General features: G+C 62.4%; 19 protein-coding genes. 10 read left to right on the top strand and 9 right to left on the bottom strand.

The window, feature by feature from the left end; genetic code table 11:
- Positions 1-2: 2 nt before the first annotated feature.
- From IB236_RS09450 to IB236_RS09430, 5 genes are read left to right on the top strand one after another with little or no spacing between them, the layout of a single operon-like run.
- Positions 3-791, top strand: coding sequence for an SURF1 family protein (locus tag IB236_RS09450; protein WP_192420307.1), 789 nt, complete (start codon positions 3-5; stop codon positions 789-791).
- Complete coding sequence (locus IB236_RS09445; protein WP_192420305.1) at positions 733-1,488, top strand: hypothetical protein; 756 nt, start codon at positions 733-735, stop codon at positions 1,486-1,488. The genes IB236_RS09450 and IB236_RS09445 overlap by 59 nt, the downstream gene beginning before the upstream one ends.
- Positions 1,485-2,666 (top strand): heme A synthase, encoded by a 1,182-nt coding sequence (locus tag IB236_RS09440; RefSeq protein ID WP_192420303.1) that lies wholly within the window; start codon positions 1,485-1,487, stop codon positions 2,664-2,666. Before IB236_RS09445 ends, IB236_RS09440 begins: the two co-directional genes overlap by 4 nt.
- A complete protein-coding gene (cyoE, locus tag IB236_RS09435; RefSeq protein WP_192420301.1) occupies positions 2,663-3,565 on the top strand; it encodes a heme o synthase in 903 nt (300 codons plus the stop codon). Before IB236_RS09440 ends, cyoE begins: the two co-directional genes overlap by 4 nt.
- A gap of 8 nt (positions 3,566-3,573) precedes the next feature.
- Complete coding sequence (locus tag IB236_RS09430) at positions 3,574-4,188, top strand: SCO family protein (RefSeq protein WP_192420299.1); 615 nt, start codon at positions 3,574-3,576, stop codon at positions 4,186-4,188.
- Between the two features lie 90 nt (positions 4,189-4,278).
- Here the strand turns inward: IB236_RS09430 and IB236_RS09425 are convergent, their stop codons facing one another.
- From IB236_RS09425 to IB236_RS09395, 7 genes are all read right to left on the bottom strand, one after another.
- Positions 4,279-5,319, bottom strand: coding sequence for a tripartite tricarboxylate transporter substrate binding protein (locus IB236_RS09425; protein ID WP_192420297.1), 1,041 nt, complete (start codon positions 5,317-5,319; stop codon positions 4,279-4,281).
- A 115-nt stretch (positions 5,320-5,434) separates the two neighbouring features.
- Positions 5,435-6,376 (bottom strand): RNA polymerase sigma factor RpoH, encoded by a 942-nt coding sequence (gene rpoH / locus IB236_RS09420; RefSeq protein WP_056065967.1) that lies wholly within the window; start codon positions 6,374-6,376, stop codon positions 5,435-5,437.
- A 186-nt stretch (positions 6,377-6,562) separates the two neighbouring features.
- Entirely contained in the window at positions 6,563-7,636 is a 1,074-nt protein-coding gene (locus tag IB236_RS09415; RefSeq protein ID WP_192420295.1) for a hypothetical protein, read from the bottom strand.
- A 133-nt stretch (positions 7,637-7,769) separates the two neighbouring features.
- Positions 7,770-10,418 carry an EAL domain-containing protein gene (locus tag IB236_RS09410; protein ID WP_192420293.1) on the bottom strand — a complete coding sequence of 883 codons (2,649 nt, stop codon included), beginning with the start codon at positions 10,416-10,418 and terminating at the stop codon, positions 7,770-7,772.
- 271 nt (positions 10,419-10,689) lie between these two features.
- Entirely contained in the window at positions 10,690-11,382 is a 693-nt protein-coding gene (locus IB236_RS09405) for a bifunctional 2-polyprenyl-6-hydroxyphenol methylase/3-demethylubiquinol 3-O-methyltransferase UbiG (RefSeq protein WP_121942149.1), read from the bottom strand.
- 82 nt (positions 11,383-11,464) lie between these two features.
- The gene (locus IB236_RS09400) at positions 11,465-12,070 is read right to left on the bottom strand and encodes a hypothetical protein (protein ID WP_121942150.1); all 606 of its coding nucleotides are present in this window, start codon (positions 12,068-12,070) and stop codon (positions 11,465-11,467) included.
- Positions 12,070-13,089 (bottom strand): glycosyltransferase, encoded by a 1,020-nt coding sequence (locus tag IB236_RS09395; protein WP_192420291.1) that lies wholly within the window; start codon positions 13,087-13,089, stop codon positions 12,070-12,072. Before IB236_RS09395 ends, IB236_RS09400 begins: the two co-directional genes overlap by 1 nt.
- Before the next feature lie 413 nt (positions 13,090-13,502).
- On the opposite strand from IB236_RS09395, the gene IB236_RS09390 reads away from it, so the two are divergent.
- Together IB236_RS09390 and IB236_RS09385 are read left to right on the top strand one after the other, a co-directional pair.
- Positions 13,503-16,598: a hypothetical protein gene (locus IB236_RS09390; RefSeq protein ID WP_192420289.1), complete on the top strand. Its 3,096-nt coding sequence runs from the start codon at positions 13,503-13,505 to the stop codon at positions 16,596-16,598.
- Positions 16,595-17,662: a UbiA family prenyltransferase gene (locus IB236_RS09385; RefSeq protein WP_192420287.1), complete on the top strand. Its 1,068-nt coding sequence runs from the start codon at positions 16,595-16,597 to the stop codon at positions 17,660-17,662. The genes IB236_RS09390 and IB236_RS09385 overlap by 4 nt, the downstream gene beginning before the upstream one ends.
- Before the next feature lie 356 nt (positions 17,663-18,018).
- On the opposite strand, the gene IB236_RS09380 is transcribed toward IB236_RS09385, so the two are convergent.
- Together IB236_RS09380 and ftsY are read right to left on the bottom strand one after the other, a co-directional pair.
- Positions 18,019-20,403 (bottom strand): glycosyltransferase, encoded by a 2,385-nt coding sequence (locus IB236_RS09380; RefSeq protein WP_192420285.1) that lies wholly within the window; start codon positions 20,401-20,403, stop codon positions 18,019-18,021.
- Positions 20,404-20,473: 70 nt separating this feature from the next.
- On the bottom strand, positions 20,474-21,901 hold the full coding sequence (ftsY, locus tag IB236_RS09375) for a signal recognition particle-docking protein FtsY (RefSeq protein WP_192420284.1): 1,428 nt from the start codon (positions 21,899-21,901) through the stop codon (positions 20,474-20,476).
- Positions 21,902-21,929: 28 nt separating this feature from the next.
- On the opposite strand from ftsY, the gene IB236_RS09370 reads away from it, so the two are divergent.
- The 3 genes from IB236_RS09370 to rsmD are packed head-to-tail and all read left to right on the top strand — an operon-like array spanning position 21,930 to position 25,433.
- Positions 21,930-23,363, top strand: a complete 1,434-nt coding sequence (locus IB236_RS09370) for a pitrilysin family protein (RefSeq protein WP_192420281.1) — start codon at positions 21,930-21,932, stop codon at positions 23,361-23,363.
- 22 nt (positions 23,364-23,385) lie between these two features.
- Positions 23,386-24,744, top strand: coding sequence for a pitrilysin family protein (locus IB236_RS09365; protein ID WP_192420280.1), 1,359 nt, complete (start codon positions 23,386-23,388; stop codon positions 24,742-24,744).
- Positions 24,741-25,433: a 16S rRNA (guanine(966)-N(2))-methyltransferase RsmD gene (gene rsmD, locus IB236_RS09360; protein WP_192420278.1), complete on the top strand. Its 693-nt coding sequence runs from the start codon at positions 24,741-24,743 to the stop codon at positions 25,431-25,433. The genes IB236_RS09365 and rsmD overlap by 4 nt, the downstream gene beginning before the upstream one ends.
- The last annotated feature ends 34 nt before the right edge of the window (positions 25,434-25,467 follow it).

Here is a 25,467-nt window from a genome sequence, read left to right as displayed (position 1 = left end):
CTGTGACCCCCCTTCGCCGTCCTGTGGACCTGCGTTTTTGGCTCATTACCCTGGCTGCCGTGGTGGGCATGCTGGTCACCGCCTCTTTGGGGCGCTGGCAATTGTCGCGAGCCGCCCAGAAAGAATCGCTGCAGGCGATGCTGGATGCGCGCGCCACCTTGCCGGCCATTGATGGACGCACGCTGACAGACCTGACTAACCAGAAACCCGAGGCGCAACAGGCCCTCGTACACCGTGCTGTGGTGCTGCAGGGGCGCTGGTTGCCTGCACACACGGTGTATCTGGACAATCGGCAGATGCAGGGGCGCCCTGGGTTTTTTGTGCTCACGCCACTGCAACTTTCTGGCGGGGGTGCTGGGGTGGTGCTGGTGCAGCGCGGATGGGTGGGGCGCAATTTTCAGGACCGCACCCAGCTGCCTTCCGTGACCACGCCGGCTGATACCGAGGTGCGCGTTCAAGGCCGTGTGGCCCTGGCGCCCTCGCGGCTGTATGAGTTCCAAGGGGGCAATAGCGCACAGGGGTCTTCCCGCATCCGGCAAAATCTCGACCTGGCAGCGTTCCGTACCGAAACCGGTCTGGCGCTCGCCTCCCTTACGGTGTTGCAGACAGGCCCGGCAGGCGACGCGGGCGATGGCCTGCAACGCGACTGGCCTGTGGTCGGCGCAGGCATCGAAAAACACTACGGTTACGCATTTCAATGGTTCGGGCTCTGCGGCCTGATAGCACTCCTTTATGTCTGGTTCCAAATCGTCCGACGGTTCATTCGCCCGCGCAGCCAGCCTGCCGCCTGATTCACAGGCGGGCGCCCGTGCAGAGCACCCGCTGGGGCTGACCGTGCACACCTTGCCCGAGGCGGGGGATGCGGTCGCCACCGTGCAGCGTGCGCGCCATGGGCGCTGGAAGATGCTGGGCGTGCTGCTGATCTGCGCGGCGCCGGTGGTTGCCTCGTACTTCACTTACTACGTGATCCGTCCGGAGGGGCGGCGCAATTACGGTGAGTTGATCAATCCCCAGCGCACAGTGCCCGCGCTCATGGCCTCCACGCTCGATGGTGGGGCCGCCCGGCTGGAGGCCCTCAAAGGCCAATGGTTGCTGGTGAGCGTGGCGGGGGGCGACTGTGATCCGGCCTGCCAGAAGCACCTGTACCTGCAGCGCCAGCTACGCGAGAGCCTGGGCAAGGAAAAGGACCGTCTGGACTGGGTCTGGCTGATCAACGACAACGCTTTGCCTCCGGTCGCCCTCACGCCCGCCCTGCAACAGGCTACCGTGTTGCGGGTGGACCCGGGCGCGCTCAAGGCCTGGCTGGAGCCTGCCCCGGGCCAGCAGCTGGCGGACCACCTCTACGTGGTGGACCCGATGGGCAACTGGATGATGCGTTTTCCGGCCGCCATGGACACCGGTGGCGCCGCCAAGGCCAAGCGTGATCTGGAGCGTCTGCTGCGCGCTTCTTCTTCGTGGGACGAGCCGGGGCGGCCGGTCAAGCCATGACCGATGCCCAACCGCTGTACGACCTGGCTCCAGTGCTCGAGCTGATGCTGCTCGGCCTGGTGATCGCCCTGGGGCCGCTGGTCTGGGTGTGGGCGCGTAACCGCCGCAGCTCTCCCATGCGGCGCCTGCAGGCGCTCACGGTGCTCACGCTGTTTCTTACGTTTGATCTGGTGCTGTTTGGCGCTTTCACGCGCCTGACCGACTCGGGCCTCGGTTGCCCCGACTGGCCTGGCTGCTATGGCAGTGCCAGCCCGGTGGGCGCCCGCGCCGAGATTTCAGCCGCCCAGCAGGCCATGCCCACCGGCCCGGTGACCCACGGCAAGGCCTGGATCGAGATGATCCACCGGTATCTCGCCACGGGGGTGGGGGTGCTGATCATTGTCATCACTGTCTCCTCCTGGGTGCAGCTGCGGCGCGCCCAGCGCGATGGCGGGCAGGCGCCTCCGCTCAGTCCCTGGTGGCCTACAGTGACCTTGTTGTGGGTGTGCCTGCAGGGTGCGTTTGGCGCGCTCACGGTGACCATGAAGCTCTTTCCCGCCATCGTCACTCTGCACCTGATCGGTGGCCTGGTGCTGCTGGCCCTGTTGTGTGTGCAGGCGGTACGACACACCCACAGTGCCCAGGGGCGCTCACCGGTGGCCCTGTCCCCCGCGCTGCGCTGGGGGCTGGCGGTGACCGCGCTGCTGCTGGCCCTGCAGGTGGTGCTGGGGGGCTGGGTCAGCACCAACTACGCGGTGCTGGCATGCACAACCTTCCCCACCTGCCAGGGCAGCTGGTGGCCCGCCATGGACTTTGCGCAAGGCTTCCAGATCTGGCGCAAGCTGGGCCTGTTGCAAGACGGCAGTCACATCAGCTTTGCAGCGCTCACAGCCATTCACTACGTGCACCGCCTGATGGCCTATGTGGTGCTGCTGGCGCTGGGCCTCGTGGCCTGGCGTTTTCACTGCAGTGGCGTGTTGCCCACGCAGGCGCGGTGGATCGGCGGGCTGGCCTTGCTGCAACTGGTGACGGGTTTGTCCAACGTGGTGCTGGACTGGCCCCTGGTGGCGGCGGTGCTGCATACCGGCGGTGCCGCAGCTTTGGTGGTGGTATTGACCTGGGCCCTGGTGTCCAGCCGCGCTGCGCCCGCGCCCCGAGAGTTTTCCGCGCCCACGGGCGCATCGAGAGTATCTGCATGAGTGTTGCCCCCTCCGCCGTTGCTGCGCCGCCCTCGCGGTTCCAGCAGTTTTATGCGCTGACCAAGCCCCGCGTGGTACAGCTCATCGTCTTTTGTGCACTGATCGGCATGGTGCTGGCCGTGCCCGGCCTGCCCAACGCTGCGCAACTGGGCCACATGGCGCTGGCCTGCCTGGGCGTGTGGCTGGTGGCGGGTGCTGCAGCCGCGTTCAATTGCATCGTCGAGCAAGGCATTGACGCCAAGATGAAGCGCACCGCCTGGCGGCCCACGGCCAAGGGCGAGCTGTCCAACGCGCAGACCCTGCTGTTCTCGGCCGTACTCTGTGCCGCAGGCTCCGTGCTGCTGTATGTCTGGATCAACCCGCTGACCATGTGGCTCACCTTTGCCACCTTTGTGGGTTACGCGGTGGTCTACACCGTGATCCTCAAGCCCTTGACGCCCCAGAACATCGTCATTGGCGGCGCCTCGGGGGCCATGCCGCCGGTGCTGGGTTGGGCGGCCATGACCAACGATGTGGGGCCCGAGGCGCTTATCCTCTTCCTCATCATCTTTTTGTGGACGCCACCGCATTTCTGGGCGTTGGCCCTGTACCGGGTGGAGGACTACCGCAAGTCTGGCCTGCCCATGCTGCCGGTCACGCACGGCAACGAGTTCACGCGGTTGCAGGTGTTCTTGTACACGCTGATCCTGCTGGCCGGGTGCATGATGCCCTTCATCTACGGCATGAGTTCCTGGATCTATCTGATTGCCGCCGTGCTCCTCTGTCTGGGTTTCTGCGGGTACGCGTTCGCGCTGTGGCGCAATTATTCGGACGCTCTGGCCCGCAAGACCTTCCGCTTCTCCCTTATCCACCTGAGCGTGCTGTTTGCTGCACTGCTGGTGGACCACTATGTGCTGTGATGATCTCCATGCAGAAACGAAATGCTCTTCAATTGATAGCGGCTGGTGCAATATCCATATGCGCTACAGGCCTCCTGGGTGCATGTTCCGAGAAGAAGGCCGAATTCCGGGGCGTGGACGTCACCGGCGCTGAGTACGCCCGCGACATTCCCCTGACCGACCACAACGGCCAGCCACGCCACATCAAGGACTTTGCCGGCAAAGTGGTGGTGGTGTTCTTCGGCTACACCCAGTGCCCCGACGTGTGTCCCACGTCGATGCAGGAGCTGGCCGAGGTCAAGCAGATGCTGGGCAAGGACGCAGGCCGTCTGCAGGGCATTTTTGTGACGGTGGACCCGGAGCGCGACACCCCCGAAGTGCTCAAGGCCTACATGGCCAACTTCGACCCGAGCTTCTTGGCGCTGTACGGCACACCCGAGCAGCTGGCCGCCGTCGCCAAGGACTTCAAGATCTATTACAAGAAAGTCGATGGCAAGACGCCCACCAGCTACACCATGGACCACTCTGCAGGCAGCTACGTGTACGACCCCTCAGGGCGCCTGCGGGTCTACAACCGCTATGGCAGCGGCGCACAGGCCCTGGCGGCCGATGTGAAGGTGTTGTTGGCCGAGGCCGGGGGCTGAGCCCCCAGCCCCTGAGTGACCCGGGGCCTGTGCCATGCCGCTGTTATGCGAGGCACTGTGCGGCCCCGCATGAGCTGATGCTCTTGGGCCTTATTCGGCCTTGATGCCCCGCATCGCAATCACGCCGCCCAGCAGATTGGTGTCGGCCTTGATGCGGTTGGCCAGGCCTTCGGGAGACGAGCCCACCGTCTGCCACCCTTGCTGGAACAGCTTGCTGCGCACGTCTTCGCTGCGGGCGATCTCGCTGATCAGCGCGGCCAGCTTGGCCTGGATGGGCTTGGGCATGGTGGAAGGCGCTGCGAAGGCGTTCCAGATTTCCAGGTTGAAGTTGCTGATGCCTGCCTCGGCCAGGCTCGGCACCTCGGGTGCCAGCGGGCTGCGCCCGGAGGAGGTCACGCCGATTGCGCGCAGCTTGCCCGCACGCACCTGGGCCTGCGCCAGCGCCGGGGGCAGCAGCGCCATCTGCAGCTGGCCGCCCAGCATCGCGTTGGCCACCTGCGGATAGCCAGGGTAGGGCACATGCACGGGGTTGATGTTGCTGCGCGCCTTGAGCAGCTCGGTGCCGATGTGGCCCACCGTGCCCACGCCTGGCGTACCGTAGCTCCACTTGTCGCCACCGTTGCGTGCTGCCACGAAGAAGTCGCGGGCACTGCTGTTGGCGGCCACGCCGGGCTGGTTGACGGGTGCAGTCAGGATCAGCGGTGAGGTGCCGATCAGGCTCAGCGGTGCCAGGTCCTTGATCGGGTCATACGGAACTGCCGGGTTCAGCAGCTTGGCAATCGTCATGTTGCCGTTGATCATCAGCCCGATGGTGTGATCGTCACGGGCCTTGGCCACTGCGTCGGCGCCAATGTTGCCGCCTGCCCCCACCTTGTTGTCCACGAGCACAGGCTGGCCCAGGGCCTTGGACAGGGGTTCCGAGAACGTGCGTGCCGTCAGGTCCGGCGACGAGCCCGCAGGAAAGCCCACGATGATCTTCAGCGGCTTGGTGGGCCAGGCCAGCGGCGCGGGCGCAGTGGCAGCAGCCTTGCCGGCGCTTTGCGCCAGGGCCCAGGGGGATGCGGCAGCCAGCGCGATCAACAGCGAAGCACGGCGGGAAACACGGCCAGGAAAGGCGAGACGTGAGGGCATGGGGTGCAATCTCCTTGAAGAATATTCGGGGGCCCAAACGACGCGGGGCCCCAGAACTGGGGCCCCGCGAGGCAACTTCTGCAGCACGGGATATTAACCCCGCTGCCCGGACCGGTCAGGCGTATTCGGCCAGGGCCTTTTTCATCTTCTTCATGGCAGCCACTTCGATCTGGCGAATGCGCTCGGCGCTCACGCCGTACACCGCCGCCAGGTCGTGCAGCGTCATGCCGCCGCTGCCGTCGTCATTGACCTTGAGCCAGCGCTCTTCCACGATGCGGCGGCTGCGGTCGTCCAGGCTGGCCAGTGCGTTGGCAATACCGTCGGTAGCCAGGGCGTCGCGTTGGCGCGACTCGATCATGGCCGTGGGTTCGTGTGATGCATCGGCCAGGTAGGCAATGGGGCCAAACGCCTGCTCGCCATCGTCGGCAGGGGCTGGGTCCAGCAATACGTCGCCACCCGCCATGCGGGTTTCCATTTCGATGACTTCTTCGCGCTTCACATTGAGCTGCGCGGCCACGGCGTCGATCTCATGGTCCGACAGGGTGTCGCGGTGCGTGGCGGCATCGGCGGCCGAGGCATCGGCCTTGAAGCCCTGCTTCATGGAGCGCAGGTTGAAGAACAGCTTGCGCTGCGCCTTGGTGGTCGCCACCTTGACCATGCGCCAGTTCTTCAGGATGTATTCGTGGATCTCGGCCTTGATCCAGTGCATGGCGTAGCTCACCAGGCGCACGCCCTGGTCGGGGTCGAAGCGCTTGACGGCCTTCATCAGGCCCACATTGCCTTCCTGGATCAGGTCGCCATGGGGCAGTCCGTAGCCCAGGTACTGGCGTGCAATCGAAACCACGAGGCGCAGGTGCGACATCACCAGCCGGCCGGCGGCGTCCAGATCGTTGTTGTCCTTGAGCTGGCGTGCGTAAGTCTGCTCTTCTTCGTGCGTGAGCAGGGGCAGGCGGTTGACGGCCGAAATGTAGGCGTCCAGATTGCCCAAGGGGGGCACCAGCGCCCAGGGATTGGCGGGCGCCAGAGACATCGTCGCGGTTCCAGATTGAATGTTCATTCCGGGAATCCTTTCCTCTAAGCCATGATATTAGCACTCTCTATGATTGAGTGCTAAGCCCGGAGTTCCCGTCGGGTTGCTCATTGATACCGTTGGACTTTTTTGAGTCAAATTGCCATCAAGCGCTAGTGTTTCATGCCTGTGAAGCTATAAAAATCATAGTGGCGGGCTGTCGCTGCAATATCGTCAGACGGTCAGATCCACCTGCTGCACCGTGCCCACGCTGCCGTTTTCTCGCAGGTAGACGCTGGTGGAGCGCACGGTGCCCAGGCTGGCGTTGTCGGCGGTGCGCAGGGCAAAAGGGGTGACGACGGCGTTGGTGGAGAGTGCGCCCACGCCCACGTCGGCCAAGGTGCGCAGGCTGCCGGCGCCCTCGGCGCCATCCGCCGACGGGGTCCATACCTGCAGCTGCTGAAAGACCGGGTCCGCCTCGTCAATCCAGCCGTTGCCGTCGCTGTCATAGGCGGCCAGTTCGGCAAAGCCGTTGCCGGTGCCGGGGCCGAACAGCTCCCGGCCGTTGTCGATGCGGCTGTTGTGGTTCAGGTCCAGGGCCAAGTAGCCCCGGTTGCCTGAGAGCAGGGGCACGTTGTCGGTCTGGCCGTCGCTGTCCAGGTCGAACGCAAAGCGCAGCTCCTGCAACTGCGCGGCCGAGCCGTCGAAGTTGATGACCAGCGGGTCTACCGCCACAGCGTCGCCCAGCCGCAGGCTGAACGATGATTCCTGGCGGTAGCTGCGCTGCATATCCAGCTGCAGGCTGAAGCGGATTTCCCGCCCGTCGGCGGTGCGCACGGTGCCCTGGGCGGCAAACTGGGTGCTTTCGGTTTCTACGACCACTTCGCGCTGCTCCACCAGCAGGCCCCACCCGGCACGGGGACGGCCTGCATCGGCGGTCGGCGTTGTCGCGGGGCGGCTGGCGGGTGGGGAGGGTGCGGGTTCCGTCTGGCCGGTGTACACCCGCACCTGCACGCCCGTCATGCGGGCAATCAGGTCGCGGATCATGGCCAGCTGGGGTGTCAGGCCGTCGCTGGGGCTGCTGCCGGGCGCGGCATCTGCGGCATGGGTGGGGTCGATGGCCTCCTGGGCGGCGCGGGCCAGGCGTGCTGCGCTGGAAATTTGTACGGCTGGTGCCGCTCGGGTAAGGCCAGGGGCGCTGGTGGGGCGGCGATCGCCGACCCAGGCTTCAAAGTGGCTGCTTTGGGTGTGCACGCGGCTGGCAACGTGCTGGGCCTGCATCTGCAGGGCGGACGATTCAATTTTCATGGGACACCTCCAGGGCTTCCACACAAAGATATCGACGCCACGGAGAAAGAACTTGAATGTTGCCTTGCCCTCTTTCTGGCTTCCTTTTGCCGGGTACCCGATGGCTGGCGCGGTGGCAGTCTCCGCCCCCCCGCTATACCTCTTGCCGCACCCGGCTTTCAAAGTCTTCGAGCGTCAGCGGGCGGCCAAACAGGTAGCCCTGGAAAGCCTGGCAGCCATGGGCCAAAAGAAACTGGTAGTGGGCGGTGGTCTCCACCCCCTCCGCGATCACGGACAGGCCCAGGCTGCCAGCCAGCGCGATGATGGAGCGGGCGATGGCCGCGTCGCTGGCGTCCAGCAGCACGTCGCGCACAAAGCCTTGGTCGATCTTGATCTGGTCCAGTGGCAGGCGCTTGAGGTAGCTGAGCGACGAGTAGCCCGTGCCAAAGTCGTCCAGCGAAAACCCCAGGCCATGGGCCTTGAGGGCGCGCATGGTGCCAATCACGCTGTCCACGTTGTCCAGCAGCAGGCTTTCGGTCAGCTCCAGTTTGATCTGCGCGGGGTTGGCGCCGGTCTGCTGCACCAGCGCCAGCACCTGGGCCACAAAGTCGTCTTGCAGAAACTGGCGTGCGCTCACGTTGATGGCAAGGCTCAGCTGCGCAAACTGCGGGTCTTGTTGCCAGCGGGCCTGCTGGCGCAGGGCGGTTTCCATGACCCAGTGCCCCAGTGGCAGGATGAGGCCCGATTCTTCAGCCAGCGGAATGAACTCCGACGGCCGCACCATGCCCTGGACCGGATGCTGCCAGCGCACCAGGGCCTCTGCGCCGGTCACGCGCCCCTGGCTGTCCACCTGCGGCTGGTACAGCAGCAGGAACTGCGCGCGCCGCAGGCCGTTGTGCAGCTCGGTTTCCAGCAGGGCGCGGCGGTTCACGGCCTGCTGCATGTCGGGGTCAAAAAAGCGCAGTGTGTTGCGCCCGGCGTCCTTGGCGCGGTACATGGCCATGTCGGCCTGCTTGAGCACCTCGTCCACCGAGTCGCGCTGGTGATTGAGCAGGGTCACGCCGATGCTGGCGGTGAAGTGGTGTTCGTGCCCCGCCAGCTCGTAGGGCTGGCGCAATTGCGCCAGGATCAGCTCGCCCAGCGTGCGCGCCTGCGCGGCGGCCTCGGGGGCGTCGCTGCTCAGGTTCTGCAGCACCACCACAAACTCGTCACCTCCGAGGCGGGCCACGGTGTCCTGCTCGCGCACACAGCTGCGCAGGCGCTGGGCAACGTCCTTGAGCAGCAGGTCGCCCACCTCGTGGCCCCGGGTATCGTTCAGGGTCTTGAAGTTGTCCAGGTCCACAAACAGCACGGCCGTGGTGAGGCCCGAGCGCGCACCGTTGACCAGCACCTGCTGCAGCCGGTCCACCAGCAGGCGGCGGTTGGGCAGTTGCGTGAGTGCGTCGTAGAACGCCAGGTAGCGTGCCTCGTCCTCGGCGGCCTTGCGGCCCGAGATGTCGATGTCGATGCAGAACATCTCGGGCGGGTGCCCCGGCACCTGGATGTAGGCATGGCTGGAGAACACATGCACCGGCGTGCCGTCCTTGCGCTGCAGTTGCAGCTCGCCCGCCGGGATCACCTCGCCGGTGGCGAACATGTGCTGCATGTGTGCCCGCACGCCGTCGCGCATGGGCGGCGGGATGATGAGGTCTAGCAGGTTGCCGCCCAGGGCTTCTTCGGCCGTGTAGCCGTACAGCTGCTCGGACGCCTGGTTCCAGTAGCTGGTGGTGCCGTCCTGCAGGTAGCCTTGCACCGAGATGGACGGGATGTTGCGTAGCAGCGAGCGAAAACGCAGCTCGGACTCGCGCAGCGCACTTTCAGCCTGCTTGCGCTTCGTGATGTCGCGGGCGAGGAACACCACAGCCGCCTGGCCACCCACCTGCACGCCCAGGGGCTGGGTGCGCCCTTCGAACTGGCGCAGCCCTGACAGGGTCTGCAGCTCGTATTCCACGCTGTGGGTCTGGCCAGACTGCAGCGTGTCCCGGATGAGCGCCATGAACCGTTCTGCCTGCTCGGCGGGTAGCACATCGTGCAGCCGTTTACCTACCAGCTCGGGGGCGCTGGCGACCAGGGTGGCGTCGTTGGGGGACAGTACCTCCACATACCGGCCCTGGGCATCCAGCACCAGCAGCACATCGGGGATGGCCTGCGTGATGGCATGCAGGCGGGCTGCCGTGCCAGTGAGCGCACGCTCGGTGGCCATGCGTTGCTCCACATCGTGCAGCAGCAGGCCCAGCACCACCGTGGCGGGAGTGAAGGTCAGCAGATAGGGCAGGGCCAGCGTCTGGTTGATGCGCTGCACGGCCTCGGCGGGCAGCAGCTGAAACAGCGCGATCACCGCCGTGTGCAGCAGCAGCCCGAACAGCGCGAGGGGGACGGGCTCCACCCCCAGCCGCCCCCGGGCGCGGCCCTCGCGGTACACCAGCCCCATGGCCGTGCACAGCGCGATCACCATCAGCCCCACCTCGGCACCCGCGCCCCCCAGCCACAGGCGCCCGGTGGCCGCCATCAGCGCCGCAATGCCCGCCACCAGCGGGCCGCCAAACAGGCCGGCCATGCTCAGCACCACCGAGCGCGCGTCAAAGATCACGCCCGGCATCAGCACCACCGGGGTGAGCATGCCCACCACGCAGATGCCGCCGAAGATCAGCCCCGAAAAGACCTGGCCCACCCACGGGTGCTGGCGCCAGACGCGGATGTTGAACCCATGCAGAAAGCACAGCGCCAGCAGCAGCGCAACGCCTTTGACCAGCTCAATGAACATGGGCCTCCGTGCTTTCCGAGGGGAAAGCCCATGATGGAGGAAACGTTGCGATCCGTAAACGTGTAAATGGCCCCGGATGGGGCCATTGCTCGCAAGGTTGAGGGGAGATCGCGAGGCTCAGCTGAGCAAAGCCTGGGCAAATTCGCGGGCGTTGAAATATCCAGGTTCGATGCACATTGGAAGTGGGCCGCAGACTGATGACGCCCGTCGCGCAGGTTGCATCGTGCTTCTCAGACGCTCTTGTCTGCAAATTGCGCTACTTGCGGGACGCTCATCTGAGCAGACCGTAGCCCCATTGAAGTTTGCTCTTGCGCGACGGCTCCTCGTTGATCTGAAAGCGCCCAAAATACCGATCTCCCCAGGTTCTTTGCGATACCAGGTCAAATGCGCAGTCGAAGGCCATATCCCGGATGCACTCCGCATTGGGAGACCAAAAATTCGTAATATCGCCTGCAAGGGAGGAGTGCCGGTAGTAACGGGCGACAGGTTCTTGCAAACCCAGGTCGTTTGCAGCATGGCTTTCGAGGTGCAAGGTACCCCTGCACAGAGAGCGAGCGATCGCCATTGCCTTCACCATATCTGGCAGGTGGTACAGGACGCCCAGAAAAAGTACGTGATCAAAAGTTCCCAGCTCATCCGCAGTCAGGTCGTAGATATTGGCACGGTGGTACTGAAAATTCCGCCCTGTAATCTCTTCCATGACACCAAAGCCATGAGCATTTTTAGGCCGATAGTCGACTGCCACTACCTCAGCACCCCGTTGATTGGCGGCCAGCGAGAAAAATCCGTCGGACGACCCTATGTCCAAAACTCTCTGGCCATTTAAATCTTGAGCGAAATCGATATCATTAAGTAAAAATCCTGGATTGTAACTGCCGGGTGTCACGAGGCCAGGGTAAATTTCGAATGCATGATGCCAATGCTTGACAGAGGCGACCAGTTGCTGGGCTTTTTCGAAATTCAAATTGACTCCTCATTTTTCAAAAATTAATCTCGCAAGATGTGGGAATTGCGAAAATGTTCATACCGCGATTCACGGTACGAGTCTACTGCTTGCAAAGATAGTTTGGCACCGTATTCTTGTGCAGGAAGGGGTCCACAAGGTCGCTGGAGTATTCGCCAGCGATCAGGCGTTTTGGCGGAAGAAAATGAGACCTGAAGAAGCGACTGAACGTCGCAAGGAGCTCTCCCCGCGTGGTCAGGCGGATACAACTTCCCTGGTCGACAAATAGGGTGCCAGACTCTATTTGCTCAGTGAGCCTCACCTCCATCAGTCGATGCTCTTTGATGTATTCCTCGCGAAATATATAGTCTAGATAATTCAATTGGATGCCTCCCCCACGTTGCTGGATTTTTTCTAAAAAATAAAACGACAGCGAGCGGTCTATGATGGTCGGAAAGGTGATTGCCAATATATAGCCGAGCAGTCCACAGATGGCGATATTTTGAAATTTCTCCAGTGGGTTGAAGTAGTTTGAAAATGGTGTGATTGTGATGAGGAGGGTATATGCAAGTAATGCGAGGGTGCAAGCCCAAATGGCCGCGTAGAATACAACATCTACTTTGAATAATCGGATGTAAATCCAATATGTAGCTACTGCAATGGCTGCATAGGTCGCTATTCCCGCGACGGAGAGAGCTGCACGTTCCATCAAATATCCTGCGGAAGGAGTGAGTGTGAGATGTTGTTGCCGGACAAGCTGCATCCTGAGGTCGGCTGAGCAAGCAGTCTCGCTGATGGGGCTGGGGTACCGCCAGTAACAAGGTCCTCCGATGTCTCGATCCGAATCGAGAACGGTTGCGCCCGATCAAGCGCCCGTTCAGTCCGCTTGCGGAGCTTTTGCAGTCGCGAGGACAGCCCCACAGATACCACTACAACCACAGCCGAGACAACAACAACAGCCATGGCGACGGACGAGAGGTTGGCGTGCAGTCCTGCCGCCATAAGTCCACCCAGGACCATTCCGCCGACTGACGCCAGCCCCGCGAAGAGTGCGGTGTTCAGAGCGAGCCGACGCTGGACCACAGGAGCCAACACTGCGAGCGAAGCCACACCGTGCAGCACAAGTTTGCGCAAGTTCATCTTGGAGCGGCCTGCGTACCGCCGCCCGCGGTCCACTCGCACTTTTCGCATCTCCAGACCAGATGCAAGCACAGTGGCAGCAAGGTGCTGGGAGAGTGTTGTCATCGTGCTCAGCCGCTGAACCGCAGTCCCCCGGAGTGCCATGAAGTTGCCAAAGTTCATCCGGTAGCCCGTCAGGCAGCGGAAGAGTGCCTTGTAGGCAGCATAGAGCAGCTGAAAGAGAGGTCCGTCATTGCGTTTTCCGCGGGAGGCCGCCACGACATCGACGATTGCCTCATTTTGGGCCACCAGTTCAGCGATCGCCTCGGGTACGTCTTCCCCGTCGGAATCCATGACCACCACCCATTGATCAGTGCGCACATATCTCGCGATGTAACGCAGACCGACTGCGATCGCCGCTTGATGTCCCCGATTTCTGCTCAGGCGTATGACGCGAAGATCCTGCGCGGAATTTCTGGCAACAGGATATACAAATGGATGGCGCAGCGACCCATCGTCTACGACCACGACGCAGTAAGGTTCTTGAATGCTGATCTCGAGATGTCGTAGCAACTGCGAGCAGGCCTCCGCGTCCTCGTACACGGGCATGAGCACAATGAGCTTTGCGCACAACTTAGGCATCAGGGCATCTCAAGAAAAACGAAACGCTGAAAATATTGGTGCGCAGCTGAATGTCGGGGGGCTTTGTTGAAGGAGTACAGGGTCTACCGCAAAAAAGCTAACGTCCAGACACCAGGGCAGGAGCGGCAAATCGTTGGCAACTGAGGGCATATGCGGTCCACATTCGCGTTCATTTGAGCAGAATGGCACCACTCGCTACGCACCGGGGGCATTGTTACACTGAGCGACCGATTGTCCTTGCTTTCCACCATCTGACGGGGATGAGTAGCCGTTTTCGCCCCCGACTGTGAGGCTCTGAACTCCTGGGGCAGGCTCGGGTTAGCGCCTCTCATTTTCCCGTGTCCCGTCCCCCCAATTGTCCCCGCAGGTTTTACCAGGTCATGAGTGTTCATCTTTTTTGCACGGCAATTTGGCAACGTGTACTCGACCGGACTGTGCACTTTGTGCGGTGGGACCGAAACCTGCAGATTGCCTTGCTGCTCTTTTGCACAAGTTTTCTGGTTTTCAACAGCAATTTGAGAACGATAGGTGCGGTGGACACCTATGCAGCGCGATATCTGCCCTTGTCGATTTGGAAAAATGGCAGTCTCCTTCTAGATCCCATCGCAAACCACGTGGCTCAAGGACTCGCTGTTCCTCAGAAGTCGGGTCAGCAGGGTGAAGCTTGGTGGATGTTAAAGACTCAGCAGGAAAAGCTGGTGTCGATGTATCCACCCGTCACGCCACTGGTTGTAGCGCCGCTCTATTTGCCCGCGGTCATCTATTTGAATGCCACGGACTGGAGCCCACAGCGTGTTGAACGGGTCGCTCGCGTTATGGAAAAACTGGCAGCGTCCTTCGTCACGAGCATATGTGTGGCTTGGATGTTTTTGTTGCTTCGTCGGCAATCCGAGGTGCCCGTTGCAGCAAGCTTGACCACCTTGTTCGCATTTGGTACGTCCACATGGGTTATCAGTAGCCAAGCGCTTTGGATGCATGGTGTAGCGCAATTGCTTGTAATTGGCCTGCTGTGGTTGGCTGTGAGTCAGCAAAAATCGCCCGGACGGGCCCTCTTTGGGGGACTGCTTTGCGGATTGCTCGGCTGTAATCGGCAACCGGACGCAATTTTGGCCATGGCCTTTGTTGCATATGCGTTTGCACTCGACCGCCGGAATTTCGGATTTTTCGTTTTTGGGGGGGCACTCCCGGTAGCCGCCACATTTGCGTACAACCTTCAAGTGGTGGGCCATGTTTTGGGTGGATACGGCCTCGCACTTGGAGGAAATCGGATCCTCATGTCCTGGACGGGTACCTTGGAAGGAGTCTGGGGCTTGTTAGTAAGCCCTGTGCATGGCTTGCTGACGTTCTCTCCGTTCCTGGCCTTTGCTCCACTGGGGTTGCTGCTCCATGCCAAGCAACCTCGCACGCGTTTGCTGTCCATGGCCGTGGGGGCTGCCGTTGTGTGTCAGATATTTTTCTACGGAGCGGTGAACTGGATCGCCGGAGTGAGTTGGGGGCCGCGATTCTTGACGGACGCGTTGCCGCTACTCTTTTGGGCGCTGCCCCCTGTAATCCGTCATTTCGGAGTCATCGGTCGCAGGGCTTTTGCGGCGCTTGGGTTGATTGCTGTTGTCAGTTCTTTGATCGGAGCATTTGGCTACAACGGCATTGCCCACGCAGCCTACCTTGGAGACCATCCCGGACGAAACTATAAAGAGCACAAAGTAAATGCAGAAAAAGCTGCTTGGATGTTTGCTCATTCGCCGTGGAAATCCCTGCCCGTGTTTTTCAATGATCTGTTCCCGGGCCTCTACGGATCAATCGACCGACTGAGTATTTCCTCGGATGGAACTGCCACCGTAGAGGGGTGGTCGCTTTTCGGCAGTCGTCAACCGTTTGATGTCCATTTATTGGTCGATGGGGTGCGTATACCAGGTGGTGCAAATCATTTTGAGTACCGTGAGGATGTAGCGAAGTTCATGGGCAATTCCGCCGCAGGGGCGTGGAAAATATCTTTCCCTGCCTCGCTCATGAAGTCGGACCGTCCCGTATTCAGTGCCTGGGTCCGTTCGCATCCCAATGCCCCGCCTTGGGCACTTCAGGCATTCGAACTACCAAAGCCTGTGGTTGTTGCCCCGTTGGTCGCATTGACTCCCGCTGAGGCTTCCTGGAAAGGGGCGATTGATGTGGTGCACGTGTATCCCAACCGGGGTGTTGACGTTGTAGGATGGACCACGCGCGGCCAACTTGCGCCTGAAAACTTAGAACTGTGGCTCGACGGCAAGCGGGTCGCGGTGATCGACGCCTTCCACAGGCGGCCGGACGTAGAGCAAGTGCTGGGGATCAGCAGTCCAAGCGGATGGAGAGTCCGTATCCCAGCGCGCAGCTTGACCGAGGGGGAGCACCAAGTCTCCGTCGTATTGCCACAGCAGAGCCTCTCCCTTACATCACAGCACCTCATCGCCAGGAAGTTCTCGGTTACGGCTACGGCCACTCGTCCGCATTGGTCTCCCAGCATGCCAATGAGCGATATGGCCGGACTCGCCGCCAAGCTGCTGGAGCATCAACAAGACAGGGGCGGCTATTGGCTGACCGACTACACAAGTGATACGCGCTTTGACAAACCGGGCATCGAGTTAAACGTGTTCTCTACCGCGGCAATCGTCGATCTGCTTAGCCCAGTGAGCGATCGATGGGAGCTCTCCGGCATGCTCAATCGGGCCAAGGGCTTTCTCTCCATGCAAATTGAGGAGGAGTCGGGCCTCGTTCGCTACCATGGGCGCCCTGATATGCCTTCCCACGGTGTACTGGGGTGCAAGATCACACCAGATGCGGACGATACTGCGCTGGTTTGGCGATTGGCGCCGGTGTCAGATGACAAGCTGAAGGCAAGGGCCCGCGCCATGCTGGAAGCATTCAAAACGCCAGAGGGTCTTTACCGCACATGGTTATCTACATCTGACCACTACGATTGCGTTGATCCTGGCAGGGACCCCAATCCTGCTGACATTGGCATCCAGATCCATGTCCTGATGTGGCTTAACCAAGTGGATGCCACTGCGGCACGGGAGTTCTGCAAAGTGCTGCAATCGCGCTCTGAGGACCCGTCTCTTTGGGTTTACTACAAAAAAGCGCCGGCTGCCGTTGTGTGGCGATTGCCCGCGTTGCGTGCCATGGGATGTCCCATCAAGCTGCCTCAATCTCTGCTCACCGTCGAAGATGCCGATCAGCGGCTTTGGTTACGGATCATTGAGCGGATTCAGGTCACAGAAGCGGGAATTGACCGGCACGAGCTCCAGATAAATGAAGACCTGCTGAGACAGGTGGCTGAGGGTGGGTTCTCGCGCGTTTGGCAGTCGCCCCTGTTGTACTTTCACAATGACCTGACTGCCACGGTGCGCCGATACTACTGGTCGCCCGAGTTGGGGTTGGCGCTTTGGCTGCGCCTTTTCGCGGCAACAGAGCAGGCCGGTCCTGCGGCTGCGCTTCGTCGATGAAAGAGATTTTCCCGGTGGAAACGCGTTCTTGGTGGCAACACCCTTGGCTGTTTTGCGTGCGTCTGGATGAGGTGGCGGTACTTCAGGGAACTCCATTGATCGGGTTCGCGTTCGCGCACTACCGTGCCGGGCAAGGGCTCCCTTGGTCGGATGCCCTGGCTGTGCTTGCGGCAGTGGTATGTGCAAGCGTCAGCCTGGTGGCGCACATCGTCGTGTTGAACGATTGGGCGGGAATCGACAGCGATCTGAAGGACCCAGGACGGAGGGCGCGAACTTTTCTATCGCTGGGGGTAACACGGCGTGCCATGTGGTGGCTTGCGCAATTTTTTGCGGTGTCAGGGCTGGTGGTCGCTGCCCACTTGGGGGCTCCAGCGTTGTGGATTGCCGCAGGCATGCTGGCAACCAGTGCTATTTACTCTGCCCCCCCCTTGCACCTCAAGAGTGCGCCGGTTGCAGGGTCCTTGTTGCACCTTGTGGGAGGCAGTCTGCATTTCCTGTTGGGATATCTGGCAATTGCCCCGCTGGATTTTCCAAGCGTTATTTTTGCATGCTACTTTGGTGTGGTTTTCGCAGCTGGGCACCTCATGCATGAAGTTCGGGGCCATGATGCAGACCTCGCCAACGGAATCCGCACCAACGCTGTAGCTTTTGGGCGAAAGGTCACTTTCATTTCTGCCCTAGCGCTATTCAGCTTGGCTTATCTGCTGCTCGCCGTGTGTAGCGCCTTGGTACAGCACTGGGGTTTGGTGTGCCTGTCTGCGGGTACCTACGGGTTGCATGTAGTCAAATCTTGGCATGCACTCCGATCAAAGCTTGAGCTGCACTCCATGCTTCAACTGCAGTCGCAATACCGGTTCAACTTTGCAGTGATCGGTATTGCACTGTTGGCTACTTTTACTCAGCCTTCCATTCGCGGCGTATTATCAAGCGTGGCCGACCAAAAGCCTGTACAGCAATCGCAAGGGCTTGGTGATGCGCCAGGAGGCCGAGTGCAGGAGCGCCTCTACCCGCGCTTCGAGAAATTGCAGTTTGACCTTGTCTTGGGCGGACTCCCGCTGGTCTGACAAAAGTGCCTGCACTTGCAGCCTTGTGGCGGACAACTCGCGATGCAGCAAGAGAATTTCTTCGTGCATTTGCACGCCCGCGCGAACAAGGCGTCGGCATTCTGCCTGAGCGTCCAATAGGTCGAGTTTCTCATCTTGGCAGTTGGGGGCGTACATCGATTCAGCTTTCGGTGAGCTCGGTAAGGAATCCTCGCAGAGAACGGTCCTCTTAGTCCCCTGGACGAAAGCTGCTGCCCCACTTGGTCGGCCCATGGCTTCCGCAAGTTCAGCGGTGCGGTGATTGTCGATCGCATGCTCCACTGCACATTCCCTTTCGCTGGAGAGTTCCGTTACGGGCCCATCTTGTGCGCTGTCCATCATGCGGCTGGTTGCAATCTGAGCACTTCCTCAATTCGGCTGCGCAGCTGTTGAGCACATGCAGCCAGACCGTGCTGTTGGTGCAACAGATCGCGAGCGTTGCGTGCCCGGCGCGCGGCCTCTTCTTGAAGAAGGTATACCGAACGCATCTGCCATGCTGCGTGCACCTCATCTGGCTCTGCCCACACTTGGTCGGTGTAAAACGGGTAATGCCCCTCGGGGACAGGGACCAATCTGTAGTCCACCGGCCAACCAGTCTGGTTCGAAATCAGCTCCGTGGTGGCTGAGTAGTCAGTGGCGATCACTGGCTTACCTAGTTCCATGGCTTCCGCAATCAACAACCCGAGGCCTTCGCTGCGATGCAATGAAACAACCGCATCGGAACACCCTATAAGTTGCAGAGTTGCTTCACGGCTCAAGGTATTCTCGATCAATTGAACGTCCGGATCGCTGCGCAACTCCTCCACCCAAGCCGGCGGCTTTTCGGTCGACAGCTTATCTGCATTCAGTGCTTTGATAACCAACTTTGCTTGTGCAATGGGGTTGCGATGTCGAAAGGCTCGGCGGAACGCTCGGACCACCGCCATGGGATTCTTGCGTTCAACAAATGAAAGGCAGTCGAAGGAAAAGAAAAAGATGAATCCTCCTGCATCCAATCCAAATTGCGCCCGATCCACTGACGCGGGAGCATCAAAAGTGAGCATCAGCGGCATGTAGCGTACCGGCTTGCGAGTCCTGTGCTTCAGCATGGACTGGATGAAACGTGTTGGGGCCCACACTTCGTCCACCAGCTCCAGAGCTTTCAGCCAGGGGGCGGGGAAATTCTCTAGTTCCCAGAAGGGCATGACGGTTCGCCACGCCTTGGAATGCAGGGAGGACTCAAGGGTTTTGAGCACAAGTGGCAACTGATCCGCGTTGATGTTGAAGATCTCTATGGGCGCACGCGACCGATCCACAAACAATTCTTCCAGCGGCTGTTCCACTTTGTCGGACAAGGCACTGATGTCAATCGGCAGCCCACGTGCCGGGATTTGGCCTTGATGGAGTGCGCGCAGCACCTGCCTGCCAGCTTCGCCCACCCCGAGCGCCAGTCTCAGATAGCCCACCACGGTGACAGTGGGCGGGGTAGACGCTTCCAGTGGCTGAGGCTCCAAGTGTTGGTATACCCTTGGCTCCGCGACGGCCTGTCTGGGCGTCATCATGGATCGACCCTCGAACCAAGACCGTCCATGGGTACGGAGCCATTCCAGATAATTGTCGGTGCCTTGTGCCGTGGATAAATCAAAAGCGTGGCGGAGCCAAGATTCGTTGCGGTGTAACTCGGCGCTCAGGCGTGTTACCTGGCCCGACGCGCCACTGCTTGCGGTGGGGCTTGGCAGATGCAGGTAGTCCTCATAGGTGGAGAAGGGATCGCCTCCCAGCCAACGTAGATGCCGGTCGCGGAACATGCGGCGGACGCATTGAGGGATGGGGGTGCCCGAAGCAAAACGCCCATAGGCGTAGGCCCCTGTGGGGATATTTCCGTGCCCATTGGCCAGCACCCGGCATGCATAGCCCCGCATGAGATCAGCCAACGGCTGGGGAATGTCCGAGTCACAGAAGGCCTGGGTGTATTTGGACAAGCGGCGTAAATTGTGCGGATCAATGCCGCTGAAATGAAAAAATCGAAGTGGTCTTCCGTCAATTTCCCATGCGCCCACCGTGCCCGACAGCTTTCTCTGGTGAAGGTTCCAGTAGGCGACGTTGTAGGCGGTGTCCCTGAGAATTTGAACCTTGGCCGCAAATCCAGGAATTAGATCCATGAATTTCTGATCGACGAACCGGCCCGAGTCTGGTTCATTGACACAGTCGTATTGAAGTCTCCGAGCCCACCAGCGCAGGAGTCCCTCGGTCTCTTCGGTTGCACCGACGCCCAGGAACCCAAGGTTGTAGACACCTGCGCGCATGATGCCCACATCGTCAGGAAAGGTATCGCGTTCAGCAGGTCGGGTCAGGTGTGGCGTCAGGACAAACGAGGCGCCAGCGTCCAGCAGTTCGAAAACCTTGTCCAAAGGCGCATGCAGCTCTATATCGGGGTCTAGATAGACGATGTGGTCGTGGCGGCGGTTTCTTAACGCACGGAACATGAACGGCTTGACTGCCGTATTGAATTCCATGATGTCATAGCGAAACGCGAATGATTCAAAGTCATCGATATGCAGCTCTGCAGCCGTGATGACCTTGCATGCATTGGGATAGTCCACCATCTCCGGCTGCATCTCGTCGGCGAGACAGAGGTAGACAGCGGCTTCCGGGTGGTGTCGCCGGACGCTCTCCAAAAGTACCTTGGCCATAGGTACATAGTTGTTAGAGCAAATGGTGAAGATTGCGCGTTGTGCGGCCATTGGTTTCTTTGAGAAGTTACCAGCATCACCGCTTGTCATCTTTGGCGCCGGATGGGGGGAGCCTACTCGATCAACTTAGCAAAGCCTGGGCAAATTCGCGGGCGTTGAAGGTTTCCAGGTCTTCGAGCTTTTCGCCCACACCGATGAAATACACCGGGATGGGGCGTTCCTGCGCGATGGCGGCCAGCACGCCGCCCTTGGCCGTGCCGTCCAGTTTGGTGACGATCAGGCCGGTGAGCTGCAGCGCATCGTCAAACGCGCGCACCTGGGCCAGCGCGTTCTGGCCGGTGTTGCCGTCGATCACCAGCAGCACCTCGTGCGGGGCCGTGGCGTCGGCCTTGGTGACCACGCGGCGGATCTTTTTCAGCTCCTCCATCAGGTGCAGCTGCGTGGGCAGGCGGCCGGCGGTGTCCACCAGCACCACGTCCTTGCCGCGCGCCTTGCCGGCGGTCACGGCATCAAAGCTCACGGCGGCGGGGTCGCCACCTTCCTGGCTCACGATCTCGACCGTGTTGCGATCGGCCCACACGCCCAGTTGCTCGCGGGCAGCGGCGCGGAAGGTGTCGGCGGCGGCCAGCAGCACGGCGGCGCCTTCATCCGCCAGGTGCTTGGTGAGCTTGCCGATGGAGGTGGTCTTGCCCGCGCCGTTCACGCCGGCCACCATGATCACGGTGGGGGTGTGCTCGCCAATCACCAGGGCTTTTTCGAGCGGGCGCAGCAGGTCGGCCAGCGCGTCGGCCAGCAGGCCCTTGACTGCCGCAGGGTCGGTGGTCTTGCTGTCCTTCACGCGGCGCTTGAGGTCCGTCAGCAGGTGCGTGGTGGCTTTCACGCCGGTGTCGGCCATCAGCAAGGCCTCTTCCAGCTCCTCATACAGCGCGTCGTCAATCTGCGTGCCGGTGAAGACGGTGGCAATGCTGCTGCCGGTCTTGCGCAGGCCCGCCTTGAGGCGGTCCAGCCAGCCTTTGCGCTCAGGCGCCGGGGCAGTGGGCGCAGCCGAGGTTGCGGGTGCTGCCACTGGCGCAGGCGGTGGTGTGGCGGGCGTGGGTGGTGCAACCGGCGCAGGTGCAGAAACGGAAATCGGGGGCGCCACGGGGGGCAATGCGGGGCTTGCAACCACTGGAGCAGCGGTGGGCGCTGTGGCTGCCGGTGCTGCAGGGGGCGTCGGTGCGACGGCCGGTGCCACCGGTGGCATCGCCACGGGCGCTGGCGGGGTCACAGTGACGGGAGCTGGTGCTACGGGGGGCGGCGCAGCGGGCTCGGGGGCTTTGTTGCCAAACGGGTTGCGCAGCCAGCCAAAGCCTGCCGGGGCGGGCGCCGCCACGGGAGCCGGTGTAGCGGGCGCTGGCGGGTTGAGGGTAGCCACGGGCGGCGTGGCGGGCAGGGGGGGCGCTACGGGCGCAACCACGGTGGGCGCCGGGGCGCCTACCGGCTGGGCCGGGGCGGGCACATCGGTGGGGGCGGGCGAAGGAGCGGGCTTTTTCTTGAAAAAACTGAACATTGGCGGGTTCTTAGAATCACCCCATTCTATGAAACGCGCTTTCACCCTACTGGGCCTGCTGGCCTGCCTCTCGTCCGGGGCTGCCTTTGCGGCAACCACCCCGGTGTCTCAACCCTCCACCACGCCGTCCGCCACGGCCTCTGGCGCGCAGCAGTTCACGCTCAAAAACGGCATGCAGCTCATCGTGCAGCCCGACCGCCGCGCACCGACGGCGGTGCACATGGTCTGGGTGCGTGTGGGCTCGATGGATGAGGTGGACGGCACCTCGGGCGTGGCCCATGCGCTGGAGCACATGATGTTCAAGGGCACCAAGACCCTGCCGCCGGGCGAGTTCTCGCGCCGCGTGGCGGCGCTGGGAGGCCGGGAGAACGCGTTCACCAGCCGCGACTACACGGGCTACTACCAGCAGATCCCGTCCAACCGGCTGGAGGACGTGATGAAGCTCGAATCGGACCGGTTTGCCAACAACCACTGGCCCGACGAGGAGTTCAAGAAAGAGATCGAGGTCGTCAAGGAAGAGCGACGGCTGCGCACCGAAGACCAGCCCCGGGCCGTGCTGGCCGAACAATTGTTTGCCGCCACCTTCAATGCGTCGCCCTACCGCCGCCCCATCGTGGGCTGGATGAGCGACCTGGACGCGATGACGCCCAATGACGTGCGCGCCTTCCACCGCCAGTGGTACACCCCCACCAATGCCGCCGTGGTAGTGGCGGGCGATGTGGATGTGGCCCAGGTGCGTGCGCTGGCCGAAAAGTATTACGGCAGCCTGCCCGTGCACGCGCTGCCCGCGCGCAAACCGCGCACCGAGCCCGAGCAAAAGGGCCTGCGGCGCATCGCCGTCAAGGCCCCGGCAGAGCAGGCCTATGTGGCCCTGGCCTTCCGCGCGCCCAGCCTGGACCGCGTGGACAACCTCACCGACGAAGACCGCGACGCCCTCGCGCTGATGGTGCTGTCGGCCGTGTTCAATGGCTATGACGGTGCCCGGCTGGATCGCGCACTGACCCAGGGGCCCAACCGCGTGGCCGACAGCGCCAGCAGCTCCGCCATGGTCACCGGGCGCGGCCCCAGCCTGTTCATGCTCAGCGGCGTGCCCGCTGCGGGCAAGACCGCCCAGCAGGTCGAAGACGCGCTGCGCGCCGAGGTGACGAGGGTGGCGAAGGATGGCGTGAGCGAGGCCGAGCTGAACCGCGTCAAGACGCAATGGATCGCCTCTACGGTGTACGAGCGCGACTCGGTGATGAGCCAGGCGCAGGAACTGGGGGGCAACTGGGTGCAGGGCTTTCCGCTGGACGCCAACGAGCGCCTGCTGGCCCTGCTGCGCACCGTGACCCCGGCGCAGGTGCAGGCCGTGGCTGCCAAGTATTTTGGCGACGACCAGCTCACCGTGGCCACGCTGCTGCCCCAGCCCCTGGACGCCCCCCGCGCCCGCCCCCAGTTGCCTGCCGGCGCTGTCATCCGCTGAAACCGCCCTGCGGAAACTGCCCATGATTACTATCAAAAACATAGCTGTCCGTGCTTTATGCACTAGCGCTATCGCCCTTTTTTCTTCCAATTCGGCCTGGGCGCTGCTGCCCATCCAGCACTGGACGGAGCCCAATGGGGCCAAGGTCTACCTGGTCGAAAGCCCGGTCATCCCCATGGTGGATGTGCAGATCGACTTTGACGCCGGCACGCGGCGCGACCCGGCAGGCCAGTCCGGCCTGGCCAACGCCGTCGCCGCCATGGCCAGCAAGGGCGTGAAGGCCGGGCGCGACGCCAGCGCCGAGCCCGCGCTGGACGAAAACGGCCTGGGTGAGGCCTGGGCCGATCTGGGCGCCAGCTTTGAAGCCAATGCCGACAACGACACGCTGCACTACGTGCTGCGCTCGCTGACCGACCCGCCGCTGCTGGAGCGCGCTGCACGGCTGGCAGCCCGCCAGATTGCCGAGCCCGTGACGACCGAAGACGTCTGGCAACGCGATCGCGCCCGCTGGAGCGCCAGCCTGAAGGAAGCCAACACGCGCCCCGCCACCGTGGCCAACCACGCGTTTGCCGCTGCGGTGTATGGCAGCCACCCCTACGGCGTGCGCACCACCGAAGAGACGCTGGCCCGCATCAGCGTGGCCGACATGCAGGCTTTCCATGCACAGTACGTGGCCGCCTGCCGCGCCAAGGTCAGCATCGTGGGCGCGGTATCGCGCGCCCAGGCGCAGACGCTGGTGGCCACGCTGCTGTCGCGCCTGCCTGCCACTGCTGGCTGCGCACCGCTGCCGCCTGTGGGCGAAGTGGCGGCGCTGACGGCGCCTGCCGAGAAGGCCATCCCATTTGCGTCGGCCCAGGCCCATGTGCTGATCGGCCAGCCGGGCTTCCAGCGCCGCGACCCGGACTTCCTCGCGCTGCTGGTAGGTAACCACATCCTGGGCGGCGGCGGTTTTGTCTCGCGCCTGACCCACGAGGTGCGCGAAAAGCGCGGCTTGAGCTACAGCGTCTACAGCTACTTTGCGCCCGGCCTTCACGCCGGGGCCTTCACCGTGGGCCTGCAGACGCGCCCGGACCAGGCCGCCCAGGCCGTGCAGGTCTCGCGCGACGTGATCGCCCGCTTTGTGGCCGAAGGCCCCACCGAGGCCGAACTGCGCGCTGCCAAGGACAACCTCATCGGCGGCTTTGCATTGCGCATCGACAGCAACAAGAAGCTGCTGGGCAACGTGGCCAACATCGCCTGGAACGACCTGCCGCTGGACTATCTGGACCAGTGGGCCAAAAAGGTCGAGGCCCTCACGGTGGCCGATGTGCGCACTGCCATGGCCCAAAAGCTGCAACCCGGCCGCATGGTGACCGTGGTGGTGGGAGGCAAGCAGCCATGAGCCGCTCCACCCTGCGCGGCAGCGCCATCACCGCCGAAATCCGCAAGGCCCAGGCCGCAGCTGCTGCGGCCCCCGTGGACCCCAAGGCCGCCAAGAAAAACGCCAAGGACAAAGCTGCGGCGGCGGCCGCCCCCAAGGGCGCGGGCGAAATCCGCATCATCGGCGGGCAATGGAAGCGCACCCGCCTGCCCGTGGCCCAGCGCCCCGGCCTGCGTCCCACGCCCGACCGGGTGCGCGAAACGCTCTTCAACTGGCTGGGCCAGGACCTCTCTGGCTGGCGCTGCCTGGACGCTTTTGCGGGCACCGGTGCGCTGGGGCTCGAAGCCGCTTCGCGCGGCGCCGCGTCGGTACAACTGGTGGAGAGTGACGCTGCGCTGGTGGCCCAGCTGCAGGTGCTGCAAGCGAAGCTGCAGGCCAGCGCTGTGCGCGTGCAGCGCGGCGACGGCGTGGCCGCCCTCAAGCAGGCCGCACCTGCCAGTGTGGACCTGGTGCTGCTCGATCCGCCCTTTGACGGCGAGCTGTTTGCACCTGCTTTGCAGGCCGCTGCCAAGGCCGTGGCCACCCAGGGCTTTATTTACCTCGAAGCGCCCCGCGCCTGGACGGACGAGGAACTGGCGGCGCACGGCCTCGTACTGTACCGGCACCTCAAGGCCGGTGCGGTGCATGCACACCTGCTGCAGCGCGGCTGAGCGCCTGGGCGCTGCAGACTCAGGGCGGGTGTTC

The organism is Acidovorax sp. ACV02, assembly GCF_014851475.1.
Classification (GTDB): Bacteria; Pseudomonadota; Gammaproteobacteria; order Burkholderiales; family Burkholderiaceae_C; genus Acidovorax; species Acidovorax delafieldii.
This window is presented reverse-complemented; position numbering and strand designations above follow the sequence as displayed.